The sequence below is a fragment of the Ornithinibacillus californiensis genome, from assembly GCF_001038485.1.
Lineage (GTDB): Bacteria > Bacillota > Bacilli > Bacillales > Amphibacillaceae > Ornithinibacillus > Ornithinibacillus californiensis.
Genome location: NZ_LDUE01000036.1, coordinates 1 through 14,147, shown reverse-complemented (window position 1 = coordinate 14,147; position 14,147 = coordinate 1). Strand labels below are relative to the sequence as shown.

Below are 14,147 nucleotides of genomic sequence, written 5' to 3'. Positions count from 1 at the left end.
CTTCCCTTAGACGCGAATATCGTAAGGAGCATACTGCCTTCTGGCAATGACAAGATGTTGGACTTCATTCGTACCTTCGAAAATATCGAACACTTTCACATCACGGTATAACTTTTCTACCAAATGTCCTTCCAACCCAGTTGGACCTAAAAGTTCAAGTGATTTAGCGCATACATCTAAAGCGATTTGACCAGCATAAGCTTTACACATTGCCGCTTCCTTTGCATTAGCAATACCATGGTCAGCCATCCATGCTGCCTCCCAGGTTAATAATCTAGCAGCCTGAATATCCTGTTCTGCCTCTGCTAGAATTTCGGAAGCTAGATGAAAATAGTTACCTTGTTTTGGGTATTCTTTCTTTACAATATCTAACGTATATTCGTATGCAGCTCTTGCAATCCCAATAGCCATAGAAGCTACTATCGGTCTAGTAGAATCAAAAGTCTTCATCGCAACTTGAAACCCGGATGGCTTCGAACCACTAGTTTCATAGAGTTCTTCTCCACCGAGGAGATTTTCGGTTCGGACGTAACAATCTTCCAATAATAACTCTGCTGTTTCGTTCGCTCGTAAGCCCATTTTCTTCACCAGCTTCGTGCAGCTGAAACCTGGAGTTCCTTTTTCCACGACAAATGCACGCTGTCCAGCACGACCAAGCTTTGGATCTACTGTTGCAAATACGACTAACCAAGACGCTCGCCCACCATTTGTGATAAAAATCTTTTGTCCGTTAAGAATATAGCCCCCATCTACTTTTCTTGCAGTCGTTCGTACACCTGATGCATCCGATCCTGCTTCTGGTTCAGTTAGTGCATAGGCTCCCCAGCGTGGCTTATCCGTTGTAAAGATAGAGAGAAATCTTTCCTTCTGCTCGGCTGTGCCGCTACTTTCAATTGGTGGACCGCCAAGCCCAGCACCTGGTAGTGATAATGTCACAGCTGGATCTCCCCAAGCCATCTCTTCTGTAGCCAAGACACCCATGCGATTTCCTTCTCGTTCTTTTTTCCTTTTCCCAGAGGATTTTCCTCCACCACCAAAGGAAGAAGTATTTAATTGAATCCCCATTTGATTAACTTGATGTAACCAATCATCGGGAACTTTGCCAAGCCGATCCGCCTCTAGCGCCATCGGACGAATCTCATTCTCAGCAAACCAGTGGGTCATCTCTTTTATTTGATTTTGTTGTTCGGAAAGCTCAAACGAAATCATTCTACCGGCACCTCCACCTGACCACTAAGTATCTCTGCTCCGCGCTGAGTAAGGTAATCACGCTCTCGACCATAAAGTGCTACTTGTGCTTGTGCATCTCTCATCCACTTTTCTACGGGAAACTCCTGAATAAAACCATGACCACCCAATAGTTGCACCGCTGCATCCGTAACAAAGCGAACTCCCTTATGTGCCCGGTGAATTGCCCTTAAGGCTAATCCATGTGCCATAGCAGAATCTTCATCTGCTTTTAAAGCTGCCTCCCAAGTAAGGTGATTAACAATACGTGTCTCGATAGCCATTTTAGCTATTTTGAATGACACGCCCTGAAACTTAGCAATTTCTTGACCAAATGCCTTTCTTCCTGCTGTATATTCGGTTGCATAATCTAATGCAGCTTCCATCAGCCCATTTTGTTTTGCTGCATGGATGATATAATTGCGCGTTTGAACTTTTTTCATGATAAGCGCTGCCTTGGTACCTGTTGCAAGGACAGAGGACTCCGGCACACGAACGTCTTCAAACGTTAATTTTCCAATCCCAGCAGCTAAAAGGCCTAAACGGTAATCCCCGTCTTCAACCGTCCAGTCATCATTTAGTAATAAAATGACAGGACTACCATCCTGATCCTTTGCAAACAGCACACATGTATCTGCATACTGCGCTAACCGAATCGGTTCCGTCTTCCCATTAACTAGGTAACTATTTCCATCCTTTTGGACGGATACAGTGCTTCCCAAAGGTTTCTCAGTGTCGGAAAGGTCAACCAATATGGTGGTTGAATCACCTTGAGTCAAATTATCGTCTTTTACTTGTTGTAGACCTGGGTGTTCAAAGAGCAAACGAAACAGTGATGCTGCATCTCCGGCGCCAGTAAATCCTTGCACTATCCCCAAATCACCATAGCTCAATGCCTTCATGATCTGGGTTTGTGTAATTAAAGGCAGTTCGAGACCATCCCAGTCTTCGGGAAGTTCTAATGCTAGAAAACCTAATTCGTTTGCCTCTTCTATTAAATCTTCATTTACTTTCTCTACTTGCTCAGATTCTCTTGCCTGTACGCGAATTCTATCTTTCGCAAATTCTTTTGCAACTGCTACAAAAGCTAATTCATCATCTGTTGCTTGAAATGAAATCAAACTGACTCACCCCTTAAAAAAGGGAGATGCTATCTCCCTTAATTTCTTGTTTTATTATAATTAGCCAAAATATCCTGTAGTTTTAATGCTAGGCCCATATTTCCTTTAATTTTTAATCGTCCACTCATGAACGCTTTCGTGCCATTTAGTTCGCCCTTTGCCATCGCTAGAAAGTCCTCTTTTACCATCACTAGTGTGCAGTCGGGAGTTTCTTGTTCCCCTTCTGTTGCATAGCTGTTATCTCCTTTTAATACAAGCTGAAAGGTAGTTTTATCATCATCATGAAAATTAAATTGATAAACAGCCTCCACACCTTTTGCCTTGCTTGCATCTTCCTTTAATGCAGCGTCAATTTCTTGAAACAACTTTTTCACTTCTTCCATTACTACTCCTCCTGACTAGATTTAACTTCATGCTTATTTCAAGAATACGGTTTGTGAATGACTTTTAGAATTCCGTATTATGTAGGGGACAGTTAGGGGATGGTAGAAACGGTACGTTAGTATGTAGGGGTAATTTTGGTTCGAGAATCTCGTAACATTAGCGACACGCTACTTATTTCGATATAATAAAACTAGGAAGGAGTTAGTGACGATGAGAAAAGTAAAAATGAATGTACAAACTGCTTACCATGGGGAACTTTTCCGTGCTGGAAAAATATATGAAGTAGATGAAGAGACTGCAAAGCGTTGGATTGCTAGTAAACTAGCAGTTGCTGTAGACGAAGAGTAGTACTACGAATTCAAACACCCTCTGTAAATTCTTTTCATACCTCTGATTTCCTTACAATAGGAACAAAATAAATCTACATAAAAATCCCGCTAACTATGAAGCTAGCGGGATTTTATATTTATCAATTAGCGATTAGCAAAAAATTCTTCTGCTTTCTCTAAGAAAACTTCTTGTTCTGGAGTCAAATCATACTCTTCCTCAATCGCATCAACTGGACATGCTGCTTTACAAGCTCCACAGTCAATACAAATATCGGGGTCTATGTAGAATTGATCTGGTCCTTCTTCTATACAATCAACTGGGCAGACACTGACACATTCAGCTGCTTTCTCTTGTCTGCACGGATCTAAAATAACAAAAGCCATATATATGTTAACCCTCCCTAATTTATTCAAGGTACACTTCCATTTTAATGATACATCTTCTTTTAATTCAAGTAAACCGCTTCACAGAAAGTTCAAGGAATGTGATTAAGTAATTTTTTTCTATATAGATAAGATAAAAAATCCCCCACCAAACTACTAACCAGATATATCCAACCACAGAGTAAATCGCCCAAGCAGCGCCATTCTGTATTTCCAAAACTAGGTGTTCCCATTCATTCATATTGTCATATCTCCCTATACTATTTACGAGACCAGAGATAGGGAGAGTTCCGGTAATCATTAGAGTAAACAGAGAGAGAATGAGCTTTTTATTTTTATTGCGCAAACCATCGATACTCCAAACGTTACTAGTAAAACAAAATAGTAAATGGACCAAAACCAGTCAGGAAGAGTTTCCATGCCCGTTTACCTCCTTCTTAAAACAATTCTTTATACATAACGATGTGTGGTCCAATCGGAGGATAGTCAAATACTTCTCCATATGCTTGAAATCCTAGTTTTTCATAATATCCCTGGACATTGGTTCTCCCCATGCACCATAAAATTTCAGCTTGATTATCCTTAATACGCCCTTCTGCAAACTGAACAACCGCTCTACCAGCTCCCAGTTGACGATGCTCTGGCAGTGTTGCCATCGCTCGAAGTCGATATTGTGATTTATAAGATAAATCAGGATGTTTTTCCACATAAAAGGAAGCTATGCTAATTAGCTTTTCTTGATGGAATGCTCCGACATGAAATGCGCCCGCGTCGTTGTCAGTATCATAAATACAAGCCTCATACGGCTGATGTGGTCGTAATATTGCATGCCTTATATCATAAAGCATTTCAGGCTGGATTTCTCTTACTATAACCATCGTATCACCCTTTTGCTAATAATTATAAGTATGTTTATATAATTCGACAAAAGCGCTATTATTCCTGCTATAGAGAAGGTCTGCAAAACAGCTATTATTAACTTCACTTTAAATAACGGTTTGAAGTTGAAATGATTCTAAGAAGTCCTATTAAATTCATTTTAAACCAATTTCGGGACCGAAGTGATGCTTAGAACCCTTATTAACTTCATTTCAAACCAATTTTCGGGATCGAAATGATGCTTAGAGCCCTTATTAACTTCATTTAAACCCTACTTCCAAGTCAAAAATGATTATTAGAACCCATGTTTAAACTATTAAATAAATAATGCCTTGAGTGCTCTCCCACACCCAAGGCATTATCTATTATTTATCCTTCAACTTAGCAAGCGCCTCAGCTAAAGCATTATTTGTAAACCCATCATCTTGTTTCTTCAAATATTTATTAACATCTTTTTTAGAAACCTTACCCTTTTTCTCTTGCTCTTTACGCTTATTAAAGGTAGAGAGTTTTTCGCGATGTCCACAGGAACAAGTAAACATTTGCCCTTCACCTTCACCTCGAAGTTCCAAACGCTTGTGACAGTTCGGACAGCGTGCATTCGTCTTTCTGGCAATGTTTTTCTTGTGGCCACAGGATCGGTCCTGACAAACTAACATTCGGCCATTCTTATTGTTTACTTCAAGCATGAGCTTACCACAATCAGGACACTTTGTTCCTGTCATGTTATCATGCTTAAACTTACTATCGTTTCCTTTTATTTCTTGGACGATTTCTTTCGTGTAGTCCTTTATTTCTGTGATAAATTTATTTTTATTTAGCTTTCCTTCTGCTATTTGACTTAGCTTTTGTTCCCATTCCGCGGTTAATGCAGGTGAGCGTAAGTCTTCTGGTGCAAGGTCTAGAAGCTGTTTCCCTTTTGAAGTTAGGAATATATATTTTCCCTTCAATTCCATATAGCCGCCATTAAAGAGCTTATCAATAATGTCTGCTCGTGTGGCAACAGTACCTATTCCACCAGTCTCTTGCAGTGTGCCAGCTAAATGTTTTTCATCTGGATTCATGAAACGTACAGGGTTTTCCATTGCCTGTAGTAAGGCCCCTTCAGTAAACCGTTCGGGTGGCTTAGTTTCACCAGTGGTCAAGTTAAGGTTGATATCCGAGAATACGTCACCTTGTTTAACGTTCGGAAGTTGTTGATCATCGGTATCTTCATCATCAAAATTACGATCATATACTGCTTTCCAACCTTGATTCTTCACTACTTTACCTTTCGCCGTGAATGACTCTCCACTAATTTCACCGTGAATCGTGGTTTGTTCATATTCATGCGGATCCATTAAGACTGCTAAGAAACGCTTCACTACTAAATCATAAATTCTTCGTTCTTTATCATCCAAATCCTCTAAAATTACAGGCTCTTCTGTAGGAATAATAGCATGGTGATCACTGACCTTCGCATTATCTACAACAGATTTTGGTAACTTATTAATTCCTTTTCTCAAGATAATCTGTGCAAAACGCGCATAATGGTCTACCCCACATGCTTGCAGACGGTCTTTTAATGTTGGTACGATATCTGTTGAAATAACTCGAGAGTCTGTTCTTGGATAGGTCAACACTTTATGTCGCTCGTATAATTTTTGCATGATGGATAAGGTTTGTTTACCAGAAAAGCCAAAGATACGGTTGGCATCTCGTTGCAATTCGGTCAAATCATATAGTTGAGGTGCGAACTTTTTCTTAGCTGCTTTATCCACTTTAACAACTTTTAGGGATTGACCTTTTAGCTTACCAAATAGACTATCCGCTTTTTCCTTTGAAAACATACGTGTGTTGTTTTTAGCATCCTGCCAGGTGTACTTAATACCTGCATTGCCTTTTGCCTGTAAACCGTAGTAAGTCTGTGGCTTAAAGTCCTTAATCTCTTGCTCTCTTGCGGCAACCATTCCTAATGTTGGTGTTTGAACGCGTCCACTGGAAAGCTGTGCATTAAACTTAGTCGTTAGCGCTCGTGTAGCATTCAGCCCAACATACCAATCCGCTTCCGAACGAGCAACGGCAGAAGCATATAAATTCTCGTAGTTCTTACCAGGCTTCAATTGGTTAAACCCATCACGAATGGCTTTATCGGTTACGGAAGAAATCCAAAGGCGCTTAACCGGTTTTTGTACACGGGCTTTTTCAATAATCCAACGTGCAACAAGCTCCCCTTCGCGTCCTGCATCCGTCGCGATAACAATTTCTCCAACATCCTTACGATTCATTTGTGTTTTTACAGCACTAAACTGCTTTCCGGTTTTCTTCATGACAACAAGCTTTAGATTAGAAGGAAGCATAGGTAAATCCTCTAGTCGCCATTGTTTATATTTATCATCATAGGTTTCTGGATCTGCCAATGTCACCAAATGACCCAGCGCCCAAGTAACAATATATTTCGATCCTTCCATAAATCCGTTCCCTTTTTTATTACAACCCAATACGCGGGCGATATCTCGACCTACAGAAGGTTTTTCTGCTAATACTAACGTTTTACTCATTTGTTTAATTCCTTTCTAGAAAAAAGCTAATTCTAACTATACCATATTCTTATTCGACTCATTTTTTATCAACTACTGCAGAAACATAGTAGAATACTAAGGCAGCAATAACTCCACCAATAAGATATGTTAATGAAGCCTGCGACATGATTTCAAATTTATCATCGGCAAAGGATAAAATGACGATATAAATCACAGAAATAACAATACCTGCTAGAATGAACAAAGCATATCTAGTATAGTGACGTGCAAGTTGGGATGAGAAATTCACGCTATTAATTACTTTATCTATCAGAAAAGCAACGGGGATTCCGCCAATCAGATAAACTGGTGCTGAATACATTAGAAAGAATAACATTGGTACCCATAAACTATCAGCTGTATATGTAAGATAACTTAATAAACCTAACAAAAAACTAAATACAACAGCCGACAACAAAGCTGTTAAGAATTTTCTTTTCATACATTCTCCTCCATCAACTACACATCTCTATATTATTTTTCAGTTCCTTATTCCAACGATACCAAAATCTAATGGACAAGAACAGAATTATGTTAGATTAATTTCTTCATAAAGTAGCAAAGCACACTACAGCCCATATTTCCATACAATACCCTAGAACAAGTAAAGGATATGGTGCTGATGCTTTTCTACACTGGATTATTGTTCCTAGTAATTGCTGTAAGTTTGGATGGGTTTGGGGTTGGGGTAACCTATGGAATGCGGAGAATCCTTGTTCCTAAAAGCGCCTTAGCGATTATCATGGTTTGTTCTGGAATAGTCGTTCTCCTGTCCATGGTCATTGGAACGATGCTAAATTCCTTTTTAACAGTAAGCTTTGCTAAGACAATTGGTGGAACAATACTCATATGTATTGGGTTATTCTCTTTAATTAATACCATTCGAAGTCAAGTGAAAAAAGAAGATGAAGCGAATCCCTCAACGATGTCTCCGAATAATTTTCAAAGCTTTAGAACTGTTTTAACAACTCCAGACAAAGCAGACCTTGATCGCTCTGGAACGATTTCCATCGGGGAGGCAATTTTGCTTGGTACAGCTCTTGCATTAGATGCATTTGGAGCAGGGATAGGTGCGGCAATCTTAGGATATTCTCCTATATTTACCCCAATATTAATTGCAGTTATGAGTGGTGTATTTCTGTATTATGGAATCCGAACTGGAAATTTGTTAGTGAAAAGTAAACGACTAGAACGAATGAATTTTTTACCTCCTGTCGTTTTAATTACACTAGGAGTACTCAATTTAATCTGATTTTAAAGCTTCTATATAAAAAAGCTCTTAGTTCATTGGACTAAGAGCTTTAGTATGGGATCTTACTTTCGTTTTGCGATAAGTTCAATTTCAACATCTGCACCAAGTGGTAACTCTTTCACAGCAACACAAGTTCTTGCTGGGTATGGCTCGCTAAAGAATGTTTGATACACTTCATTCATTTCTGCAAAGTAGTCCATACTTGTTAAAAACACATTCACTTTTACGACATTTGATTCGTCAAGGTCTACTTCATCTAAAACGGATTGCAGATTGATAAAGCACTGCTTTGTTTGCGAAGTGATGTCTTCCTTTGAATCTTCTGATGTTGTTTGGGACCCGGTGTTTTTAGCCGTTTGACCGGATAGATACACAAAATCTCCCGTATCAACTGCATGTGAATAAGGACCAGATGCAGAAACGGTTTTAGAATTAAATGCTTTTCTCATGGTGTGCTTGCTCCTTTGCTACATATAATAATTTGTCTAAATGGTAAAGATAAAACTGAGTCACAACGAGATATCCAACTAAAAAGACGAATAACCACTAGTCTAGCTCCGGAAATATACGTAGACTCCTGCGGGAGGAAAGGCATAGGTGAGACCCCGCAGTGCGCCAGCACGAGGAGGCTCACCAGCCGCCCGCGGAAAGCGAAGTATATTTCCGGAGCGGGGTATATGCACTACTTAATCTTTTACCTTTTGTTAGAATTCTTTGTCCCAGTCTCCTTGTTTGAATCGAGTTTAACATGTAACTCTATATTTGTCAGTGTTTTTACCGATAGCGCTGATGAATATTATTCTTTTTGTACGTGGGATACGTAAACTCTGCTAATTCTAGTGATAACGCTAGATAGCGATTAGCAAATTGCTTTTCCAAATGGTTTTCTAGTACGTCAAATAAGTGGTCACAGGCTGCTTTTTTTACCACTTCTGTACGTCCAGCTCCGATTTTTAAAGTGACATGAACAAAGCTATCATCCTTGCCTTTTCCATCTGCTACACAATAGTCTTTTAGTTCAATTGCTCGGGAACGGATCCCGCCAATGGGGAAGCCTTCACTGATGAGCGTTTCATTTATTTTTTTCAGTAAACCTGTAAAATCTCCGTCTTTCTTTAGATTATCCGTGTACTCAACGGTAATATGTGGCAATACGAACAACTCCCTATCTTACAAAAACTTCATCACCAACAATGGTATTCTTCAATGCACCAATTCCCTCAATTTCTACGACAACTTCATCACCTTCTACCACATTCACCGTTCCTTTTGGTGTTCCGGTCAGGATGATGTCATTTTCGTTTAAAGTCATAAAACTGCTTAGATATTCGATTAAAAATGGGATATCAAACACCATATCCTTTGTACAACCTTCTTGCTTCAATTCTCCATTAACGTAAGTATATAACTTAAGATTCATCGGATCCGAAATATCATCTTTATCCACAAACCACGGTCCAATAGGGGTTAGAGTATCACGATTCTTCACGGCCAAATTAGGGCGATAATAGTTTTCTAGGTAGTTACGGATAGCATAGTCATTGGCGACGGTATAACCTGAAACATAATCGTATGCATCTTCCCGCCTTACATTTCGTGCTTTCTTTCCAATAACAACAGCTAGCTCACACTCATAGTGCATCATTTCCACATCTCTTGGTCTTCTCGTTTCACCATCATGACCGACTAATGTATTAGGTCCCTTTAAGAAAACGAGTGGTTCCTCTGGAGCTTTGAAACTGATTTCGCTTGCATGGTCCGCATAATTCAAACCAAGTGCAAATATCGTCCCAGGTTCAACTGGAGGTAACCATGTCACTTCTTTTTCATCTACTAATCTTCCATCTGAAAGTTTTAACTTTCCATCAGCTAAGGTTGCCTCATGAATAGCACCAAAACAAGCTACACGTGCATGCTTCATACTTTTTCCCCTCCTGCAACACGAACATTCTCATAGACGAATCGATTCTCTAAACTGCCAATATGATCAATTTCAATTCGAATCGTATCCCCTGCTTTTGCGGTTGGAGGGTCATGAGGTATACCTACTAGAAGCAAATCCCCTTTGGCTAATGTCATATACTCCGAAATATCCTGAATTAATCTTGGAATCGAGCGCACTAAATCTTTCGTGCTATTTACTTGTATCAATTCATCATTTTTAAATGTCCAAATCATTATGTTATCCGGGTCTGGCACATTTTCCTTCAAGACAATCCATGGACCAATTGGGCAGAAACCATCTCGAGCTTTCTGTTTAATTGCTGGTCTATAGAAACTGCGATGAGGAATGGATACATCATTCACGATGGTATATCCCTCCACATAGTCAAGAGCATCCTCTTCTTTTACATGGGTGGCAGTTTTTCCAATAACAACGCCAAGTGTTCCATTCACTTCTACCATTTCTGCTTCCTTTGGTATAGCAACTTCTTTTAAATGAGCATTAATTGTATTCCTCGGTTTAATGTATAGTACTGGTCGCTCTGGTGGTTTATTATATGGTGCCTTATGAAAGTCTTCCTTAAGAGCATCCACTTGCTCCTGGAAATTTAACAGTGTCCCGTAGACCGTACCAACTACTGGGGATTGCCAAGAGAAGGCATCTTCAGTGAGTTTTTCACCTTTCCATTCAACGTGAGACTGCCCGATATAAATATCTTCAAGCCCTGTTGTAGAAGAAAATCTTGCTTTTGCATGATACATCATGAGTGCCATCACCTCTATCTAATAGCTTTTTTTAATTGCCTTTGCAACGTCTAACGGGCAGTAGAACCATATTTGGTACAAGCTGCCCGTTTCGTATCTTACTTTAGCGTAAATGTAATAACAGTTTTTTCGGTTGTTCAATTAATTCAATGAAACGATTCGTAAACATAACCGAATCTGCACCATCAATGACACGATGATCAAAGGATAAAGACATCGTCATGATAGAGCGAATCTCCATCTCATCATTTTCCATTACAACAGGCATTTTCTTCGTCTTGTGAAAAGCGATAATACTTGTTTGAGGATGGTTAATGATTGGTGTTGCTGCGGTTCCACCAAGTGGACCGACATTACTAATTGTAAAAGTGCCACCTTTCATTTCTCCAACACTAAGCTTTTGCTCAATCGCTCTCTTAGTCAATGCCTTCATATCATTCTGGATTTCTTTCATCGATTTCTTATCCACATCCCGAAGAACAGGGACTAGTAACCCCTTATCTGAGTTAGTCGCAAGCCCAATATGATATTCCTTTAAAAGTCGAATCACATTATTTTCCTCATCCAGCCTTGCATTGAATAGCGGAAACTCTTTTAATGTAATGGCAAGAGCTTTTAGGAAAAATGCTACAACTGAAATATTTTCTCCAGACGCTTTCAGTTCTTTACGGAAATCTAGTAAGTTCGTCAAATCTGCTTCGTCAAAATGAGTCACATGTGGAATAGTTGATAAGGATTTAGTCATTCTCATCGCAATTTGTTTTCGAATGCCGGTAAACGGAATCGTATCTTCAACCGGAATACTCGTGTTACTTACTTCTTTGATTTCTGGTTCCACTGCTACTTCTGCTAATGCGTCATCTTTCCCTTCTCGTTCGCGTATGAATCGGAAAATATCTTCATCTGTAACTCTTCCGGCAGGACCAGAACCAACTACTTGCTCAATATCTACATCATTTTCTCTAGCAATCCTTCTCGTATGCGGAGCAGCAATAATTCGTTTTGGTGGTTTCTTCTTGGAAGGAGTTTCTTCTTGACTGGACTTTTTCTCAGGTGTAAGTACTGCAGCTGAAACTTCCTGTTCCGGACTAGACTTCGTATCTTGTGCAACTTTTCCATCATCAATCTCCAACAATACAGAGCCAATCGTAATTGTTGTTCCAACGTCAAAATTTACTTTTTTCACTACTCCAGAAGCTGGTGAAGGAATTTCAGCAACCATTTTGTCGGTCTGCATTTCTACTAATGGCTGGTCAACCTTAACTGTGTCGCCGACCTTAACTAAATAGCTAACAACTTCGCCCTCTGTCATTCCTTCGCCAATATCATGAAATTTTACTTCAACCATTGGTTACACCTCATTTATAAAATGTCCACTTCGGGCTTTTATCCCTTTTAAAGAAATTGTTTCGTGACCGTTGCTCTTCTAAGCGTTGCTGACATTTGCGGTTTGCTGCTTCCAGTGTTGTAATGGCATCAAGCTCCGATTGTTGGTAAATCTCTAAAATAGATTGATAGATAGCCTTTGTTTTTAGTAGAACACGAGCTTTATTCGCTCCATAAAGTTCATCGGCAACTTGAATGAGCCCCCCAGCATTCACGATATAATCTGGCGCATAAAGGATTCCTTTATCATGAAGTGCTTTTGCATGATAATCTTCTTTCAGCTGGTTATTCGCAGACCCGACCACAGCTTTTACCTTTAACTTCTCAATCGTTACATCATTCAAAATACCGCCTATTGCACATGGAATGAAAATATCAGCATCTGCATCATAAATCCCTTCACTCGCTACTACGGTTACATTCCCCTGTAAGGAATCCGCTATTTCCTGAATTTCTGAAATGGCTTCTTCGGATATATCTGTTACAACTAGATTCGCTCCTTCTTGTAACAGCTGTTGGGCTACTTTAAAACCAACCTTACCTAACCCTTGAATGGCATAAGTTTTGCCAGCTAGTGCTTCATCACCAAATAAATATTGATTCGTAGCTTTTAACCCGTACAGTACTCCTTCTGCTGTTGGGATGGAAGAATCTCCTCCACCACCAAACTCTTCTGGAATCCCATTAATAAAATTCGTCTCCTTTGCTGCTTGCACGAAATCATCCATCGTCGTTCCCATATCCGTTCCGGTGTAAAATCTACCGTTCAAGGAATCGACAAATTGTCCGTAGGCTCTAAACAATGCTGGTGATTTTTCCTTCTTCGGATCCCCGATAATAACTCCTTTACCACCACCAAAATCAATATCCGCAGCAGCACATTTATTCGTCATCCCCTCCGATAAACGGAGTACATCCTCCAACGCATCTTCCAAACTAGCATATGGATACATTCTCGTTCCTCCAAGCGCAGGCCCGAGTGTCGTATTATGAATCGCAATAATAGCTTGTAACCCTGTACTAGGGTCATTGCAAAATACTACTTGTTCATGTCCACTTATTTTTTCAAAGATATCCATTGACACCTTAGATGACTGATCTAATTGCTGTTTCATGGTCAAACCCCCATTCAGCAAAATATAAATCTATTTCACGCGTTCACTATTTTCTAACTCTCGATATTTTCCTTCATAGAATGCTAGTGGTTCTCCTTCTCTAACGACTAAGTCCGTAACTTTACCTATGAAAAGTGTATGGTCTCCAGCATCTACAGTGTCATGTAAATCACAAATGATATTCACCAGTGCTTCTTTTATTGTTGGTAGTTCATGAATCCAGTGAAAATCAATCTCCCTTATTTCATCTTTTTGCCCTGCAAAATAGGCAGACAAGTCTTTCTGTTCTTGATTTAGAAAACTAACTGCAAATTTACCTGAATTGTTTATATATCGTTTCATCGTTGCTTTATTGTCAACTGATACGAGGACTAGCTTTGGGTTTAAGGATACTGACATAAAGGCATTTGCGGTCATGCCATGGATTTCGTCTCCAAGTTTAGTTGTAATGACGGTTACACCGGTTGTGAATTTTCCCATGGCGTTTCGGAATGCACGATCATCCACATTTTGACCCCCATTCACTTAGTATTTTGACGTTCATTTTTTTGAGAATCTTTCTCTTGGACATTTCCCCTTACTTCCTTGGGATTTTGTCTGTGAGATGGGTTCTCTCAGTCATTTTTTCGTGTTTTCTCGGAATTTTGTTCGTGAGAAGCTCTCTCACAATCATTTTTTCTTTTTTCCTTGGAATTTTGATTATGAGAAGCGTTCTCTCAATCAATTTTTCTTATTTCATCGGAATTTTGATTATGAGAAGCGTTCTCTCAATCATTTTTTCTTATTTCCTCGGAATTTTG

Annotated in this window: 17 protein-coding genes; 2 read left to right on the top strand and 15 right to left on the bottom strand. The window is 39.5% G+C overall.

Translation table 11 applies throughout. The features are described from left to right. Nucleotides 1-6: 6 nt before the first annotated feature. The 3 genes from TE34_RS08665 to TE34_RS08655 are packed head-to-tail and all read right to left on the bottom strand — an operon-like array spanning nucleotide 7 to nucleotide 2,731. On the bottom strand, nucleotides 7-1,209 hold the full coding sequence (locus TE34_RS08665) for an acyl-CoA dehydrogenase family protein (protein ID WP_047984427.1): 1,203 nt from the start codon (nucleotides 1,207-1,209) through the stop codon (nucleotides 7-9). Next, nucleotides 1,206-2,348, bottom strand: a complete 1,143-nt coding sequence (locus TE34_RS08660; protein ID WP_047984426.1) for an acyl-CoA dehydrogenase family protein — start codon at nucleotides 2,346-2,348, stop codon at nucleotides 1,206-1,208. The genes TE34_RS08665 and TE34_RS08660 overlap by 4 nt, the downstream gene beginning before the upstream one ends. 38 nt (nucleotides 2,349-2,386) lie before the next feature. Continuing rightward, entirely contained in the window at nucleotides 2,387-2,731 is a 345-nt protein-coding gene (locus TE34_RS08655) for an SCP2 sterol-binding domain-containing protein (protein WP_047984425.1), read from the bottom strand. A gap of 211 nt (nucleotides 2,732-2,942) precedes the next feature. On the opposite strand from TE34_RS08655, the gene TE34_RS21220 reads away from it, so the two are divergent. Continuing rightward, nucleotides 2,943-3,080 (top strand): hypothetical protein, encoded by a 138-nt coding sequence (locus TE34_RS21220; protein WP_169749093.1) that lies wholly within the window; start codon nucleotides 2,943-2,945, stop codon nucleotides 3,078-3,080. A 125-nt stretch (nucleotides 3,081-3,205) separates the two neighbouring features. Here TE34_RS21220 and TE34_RS08650 read toward each other — a convergent pair whose 3' ends face one another. From TE34_RS08650 to TE34_RS08630, 5 genes are all read right to left on the bottom strand, one after another. Continuing rightward, nucleotides 3,206-3,445 carry an indolepyruvate ferredoxin oxidoreductase subunit alpha gene (locus tag TE34_RS08650; protein WP_047984424.1) on the bottom strand — a complete coding sequence of 80 codons (240 nt, stop codon included), beginning with the start codon at nucleotides 3,443-3,445 and terminating at the stop codon, nucleotides 3,206-3,208. 67 nt (nucleotides 3,446-3,512) lie between these two features. Beyond that, a complete protein-coding gene (locus TE34_RS21310; protein ID WP_201777684.1) occupies nucleotides 3,513-3,686 on the bottom strand; it encodes a hypothetical protein in 174 nt (57 codons plus the stop codon). A gap of 196 nt (nucleotides 3,687-3,882) precedes the next feature. Next, on the bottom strand, nucleotides 3,883-4,323 hold the full coding sequence (locus tag TE34_RS08640; RefSeq protein ID WP_047984423.1) for a GNAT family N-acetyltransferase: 441 nt from the start codon (nucleotides 4,321-4,323) through the stop codon (nucleotides 3,883-3,885). A gap of 366 nt (nucleotides 4,324-4,689) precedes the next feature. Beyond that, nucleotides 4,690-6,864 (bottom strand): DNA topoisomerase III, encoded by a 2,175-nt coding sequence (locus TE34_RS08635; protein ID WP_047984422.1) that lies wholly within the window; start codon nucleotides 6,862-6,864, stop codon nucleotides 4,690-4,692. Nucleotides 6,865-6,922: 58 nt separating this feature from the next. Continuing rightward, nucleotides 6,923-7,327 carry a hypothetical protein gene (locus TE34_RS08630; RefSeq protein WP_047984421.1) on the bottom strand — a complete coding sequence of 135 codons (405 nt, stop codon included), beginning with the start codon at nucleotides 7,325-7,327 and terminating at the stop codon, nucleotides 6,923-6,925. A gap of 180 nt (nucleotides 7,328-7,507) precedes the next feature. On the opposite strand from TE34_RS08630, the gene ytaF reads away from it, so the two are divergent. Then, nucleotides 7,508-8,137, top strand: a complete 630-nt coding sequence (ytaF, locus tag TE34_RS08625; RefSeq protein ID WP_047984420.1) for a sporulation membrane protein YtaF — start codon at nucleotides 7,508-7,510, stop codon at nucleotides 8,135-8,137. 62 nt (nucleotides 8,138-8,199) lie between these two features. Here the strand turns inward: ytaF and TE34_RS08620 are convergent, their stop codons facing one another. The 7 genes from TE34_RS08620 to TE34_RS08590 all read right to left on the bottom strand — a co-directional run bounded on the left by TE34_RS08620 (nucleotide 8,200) and on the right by TE34_RS08590 (nucleotide 13,854). Beyond that, nucleotides 8,200-8,586, bottom strand: coding sequence for a RidA family protein (locus TE34_RS08620; RefSeq protein ID WP_047984419.1), 387 nt, complete (start codon nucleotides 8,584-8,586; stop codon nucleotides 8,200-8,202). A 325-nt stretch (nucleotides 8,587-8,911) separates the two neighbouring features. Further along, on the bottom strand, nucleotides 8,912-9,289 hold the full coding sequence (locus TE34_RS08615; protein WP_047984418.1) for a 5-carboxymethyl-2-hydroxymuconate Delta-isomerase: 378 nt from the start codon (nucleotides 9,287-9,289) through the stop codon (nucleotides 8,912-8,914). Nucleotides 9,290-9,302: 13 nt separating this feature from the next. Next, nucleotides 9,303-10,058 carry a fumarylacetoacetate hydrolase family protein gene (locus TE34_RS08610; protein ID WP_047984417.1) on the bottom strand — a complete coding sequence of 252 codons (756 nt, stop codon included), beginning with the start codon at nucleotides 10,056-10,058 and terminating at the stop codon, nucleotides 9,303-9,305. Then, complete coding sequence (locus TE34_RS08605; protein WP_053075018.1) at nucleotides 10,055-10,846, bottom strand: fumarylacetoacetate hydrolase family protein; 792 nt, start codon at nucleotides 10,844-10,846, stop codon at nucleotides 10,055-10,057. The genes TE34_RS08610 and TE34_RS08605 overlap by 4 nt, the downstream gene beginning before the upstream one ends. A gap of 103 nt (nucleotides 10,847-10,949) precedes the next feature. Next, on the bottom strand, nucleotides 10,950-12,194 hold the full coding sequence (locus TE34_RS08600) for a dihydrolipoamide acetyltransferase family protein (RefSeq protein ID WP_047984416.1): 1,245 nt from the start codon (nucleotides 12,192-12,194) through the stop codon (nucleotides 10,950-10,952). A 10-nt stretch (nucleotides 12,195-12,204) separates the two neighbouring features. Then, nucleotides 12,205-13,347, bottom strand: a complete 1,143-nt coding sequence (locus TE34_RS08595) for a Leu/Phe/Val dehydrogenase (RefSeq protein WP_047984415.1) — start codon at nucleotides 13,345-13,347, stop codon at nucleotides 12,205-12,207. 30 nt (nucleotides 13,348-13,377) lie between these two features. Continuing rightward, nucleotides 13,378-13,854: a flavin reductase family protein gene (locus TE34_RS08590; protein WP_047984414.1), complete on the bottom strand. Its 477-nt coding sequence runs from the start codon at nucleotides 13,852-13,854 to the stop codon at nucleotides 13,378-13,380. Between the last annotated feature and the right edge of the window lie 293 nt (nucleotides 13,855-14,147).

Coding starts and splice junctions, on each gene's coding strand:
- TE34_RS08665 (WP_047984427.1), bottom strand. CDS start 1,209: ATGATTTCGTTTGAGCTTTCCGAACAACAAAATCAAATAAAAGAGATG.
- TE34_RS08655 (WP_047984425.1), bottom strand. CDS start 2,731: ATGGAAGAAGTGAAAAAGTTGTTTCAAGAAATTGACGCTGCATTAAAG.
- TE34_RS21220 (WP_169749093.1), top strand. CDS start 2,943: ATGAGAAAAGTAAAAATGAATGTACAAACTGCTTACCATGGGGAACTT.
- TE34_RS08650 (WP_047984424.1), bottom strand. CDS start 3,445: ATGGCTTTTGTTATTTTAGATCCGTGCAGACAAGAGAAAGCAGCTGAA.
- TE34_RS21310 (WP_201777684.1), bottom strand. CDS start 3,686: ATGAATGAATGGGAACACCTAGTTTTGGAAATACAGAATGGCGCTGCT.
- TE34_RS08640 (WP_047984423.1), bottom strand. CDS start 4,323: ATGGTTATAGTAAGAGAAATCCAGCCTGAAATGCTTTATGATATAAGG.
- TE34_RS08635 (WP_047984422.1), bottom strand. CDS start 6,864: ATGAGTAAAACGTTAGTATTAGCAGAAAAACCTTCTGTAGGTCGAGAT.
- TE34_RS08630 (WP_047984421.1), bottom strand. CDS start 7,327: ATGAAAAGAAAATTCTTAACAGCTTTGTTGTCGGCTGTTGTATTTAGT.
- ytaF (WP_047984420.1), top strand. CDS start 7,508: ATGCTTTTCTACACTGGATTATTGTTCCTAGTAATTGCTGTAAGTTTG.
- TE34_RS08620 (WP_047984419.1), bottom strand. CDS start 8,586: ATGAGAAAAGCATTTAATTCTAAAACCGTTTCTGCATCTGGTCCTTAT.
- TE34_RS08610 (WP_047984417.1), bottom strand. CDS start 10,058: ATGAAGCATGCACGTGTAGCTTGTTTTGGTGCTATTCATGAGGCAACC.
- TE34_RS08605 (WP_053075018.1), bottom strand. CDS start 10,846: ATGATGTATCATGCAAAAGCAAGATTTTCTTCTACAACAGGGCTTGAA.
- TE34_RS08600 (WP_047984416.1), bottom strand. CDS start 12,194: ATGGTTGAAGTAAAATTTCATGATATTGGCGAAGGAATGACAGAGGGC.
- TE34_RS08595 (WP_047984415.1), bottom strand. CDS start 13,347: ATGAAACAGCAATTAGATCAGTCATCTAAGGTGTCAATGGATATCTTT.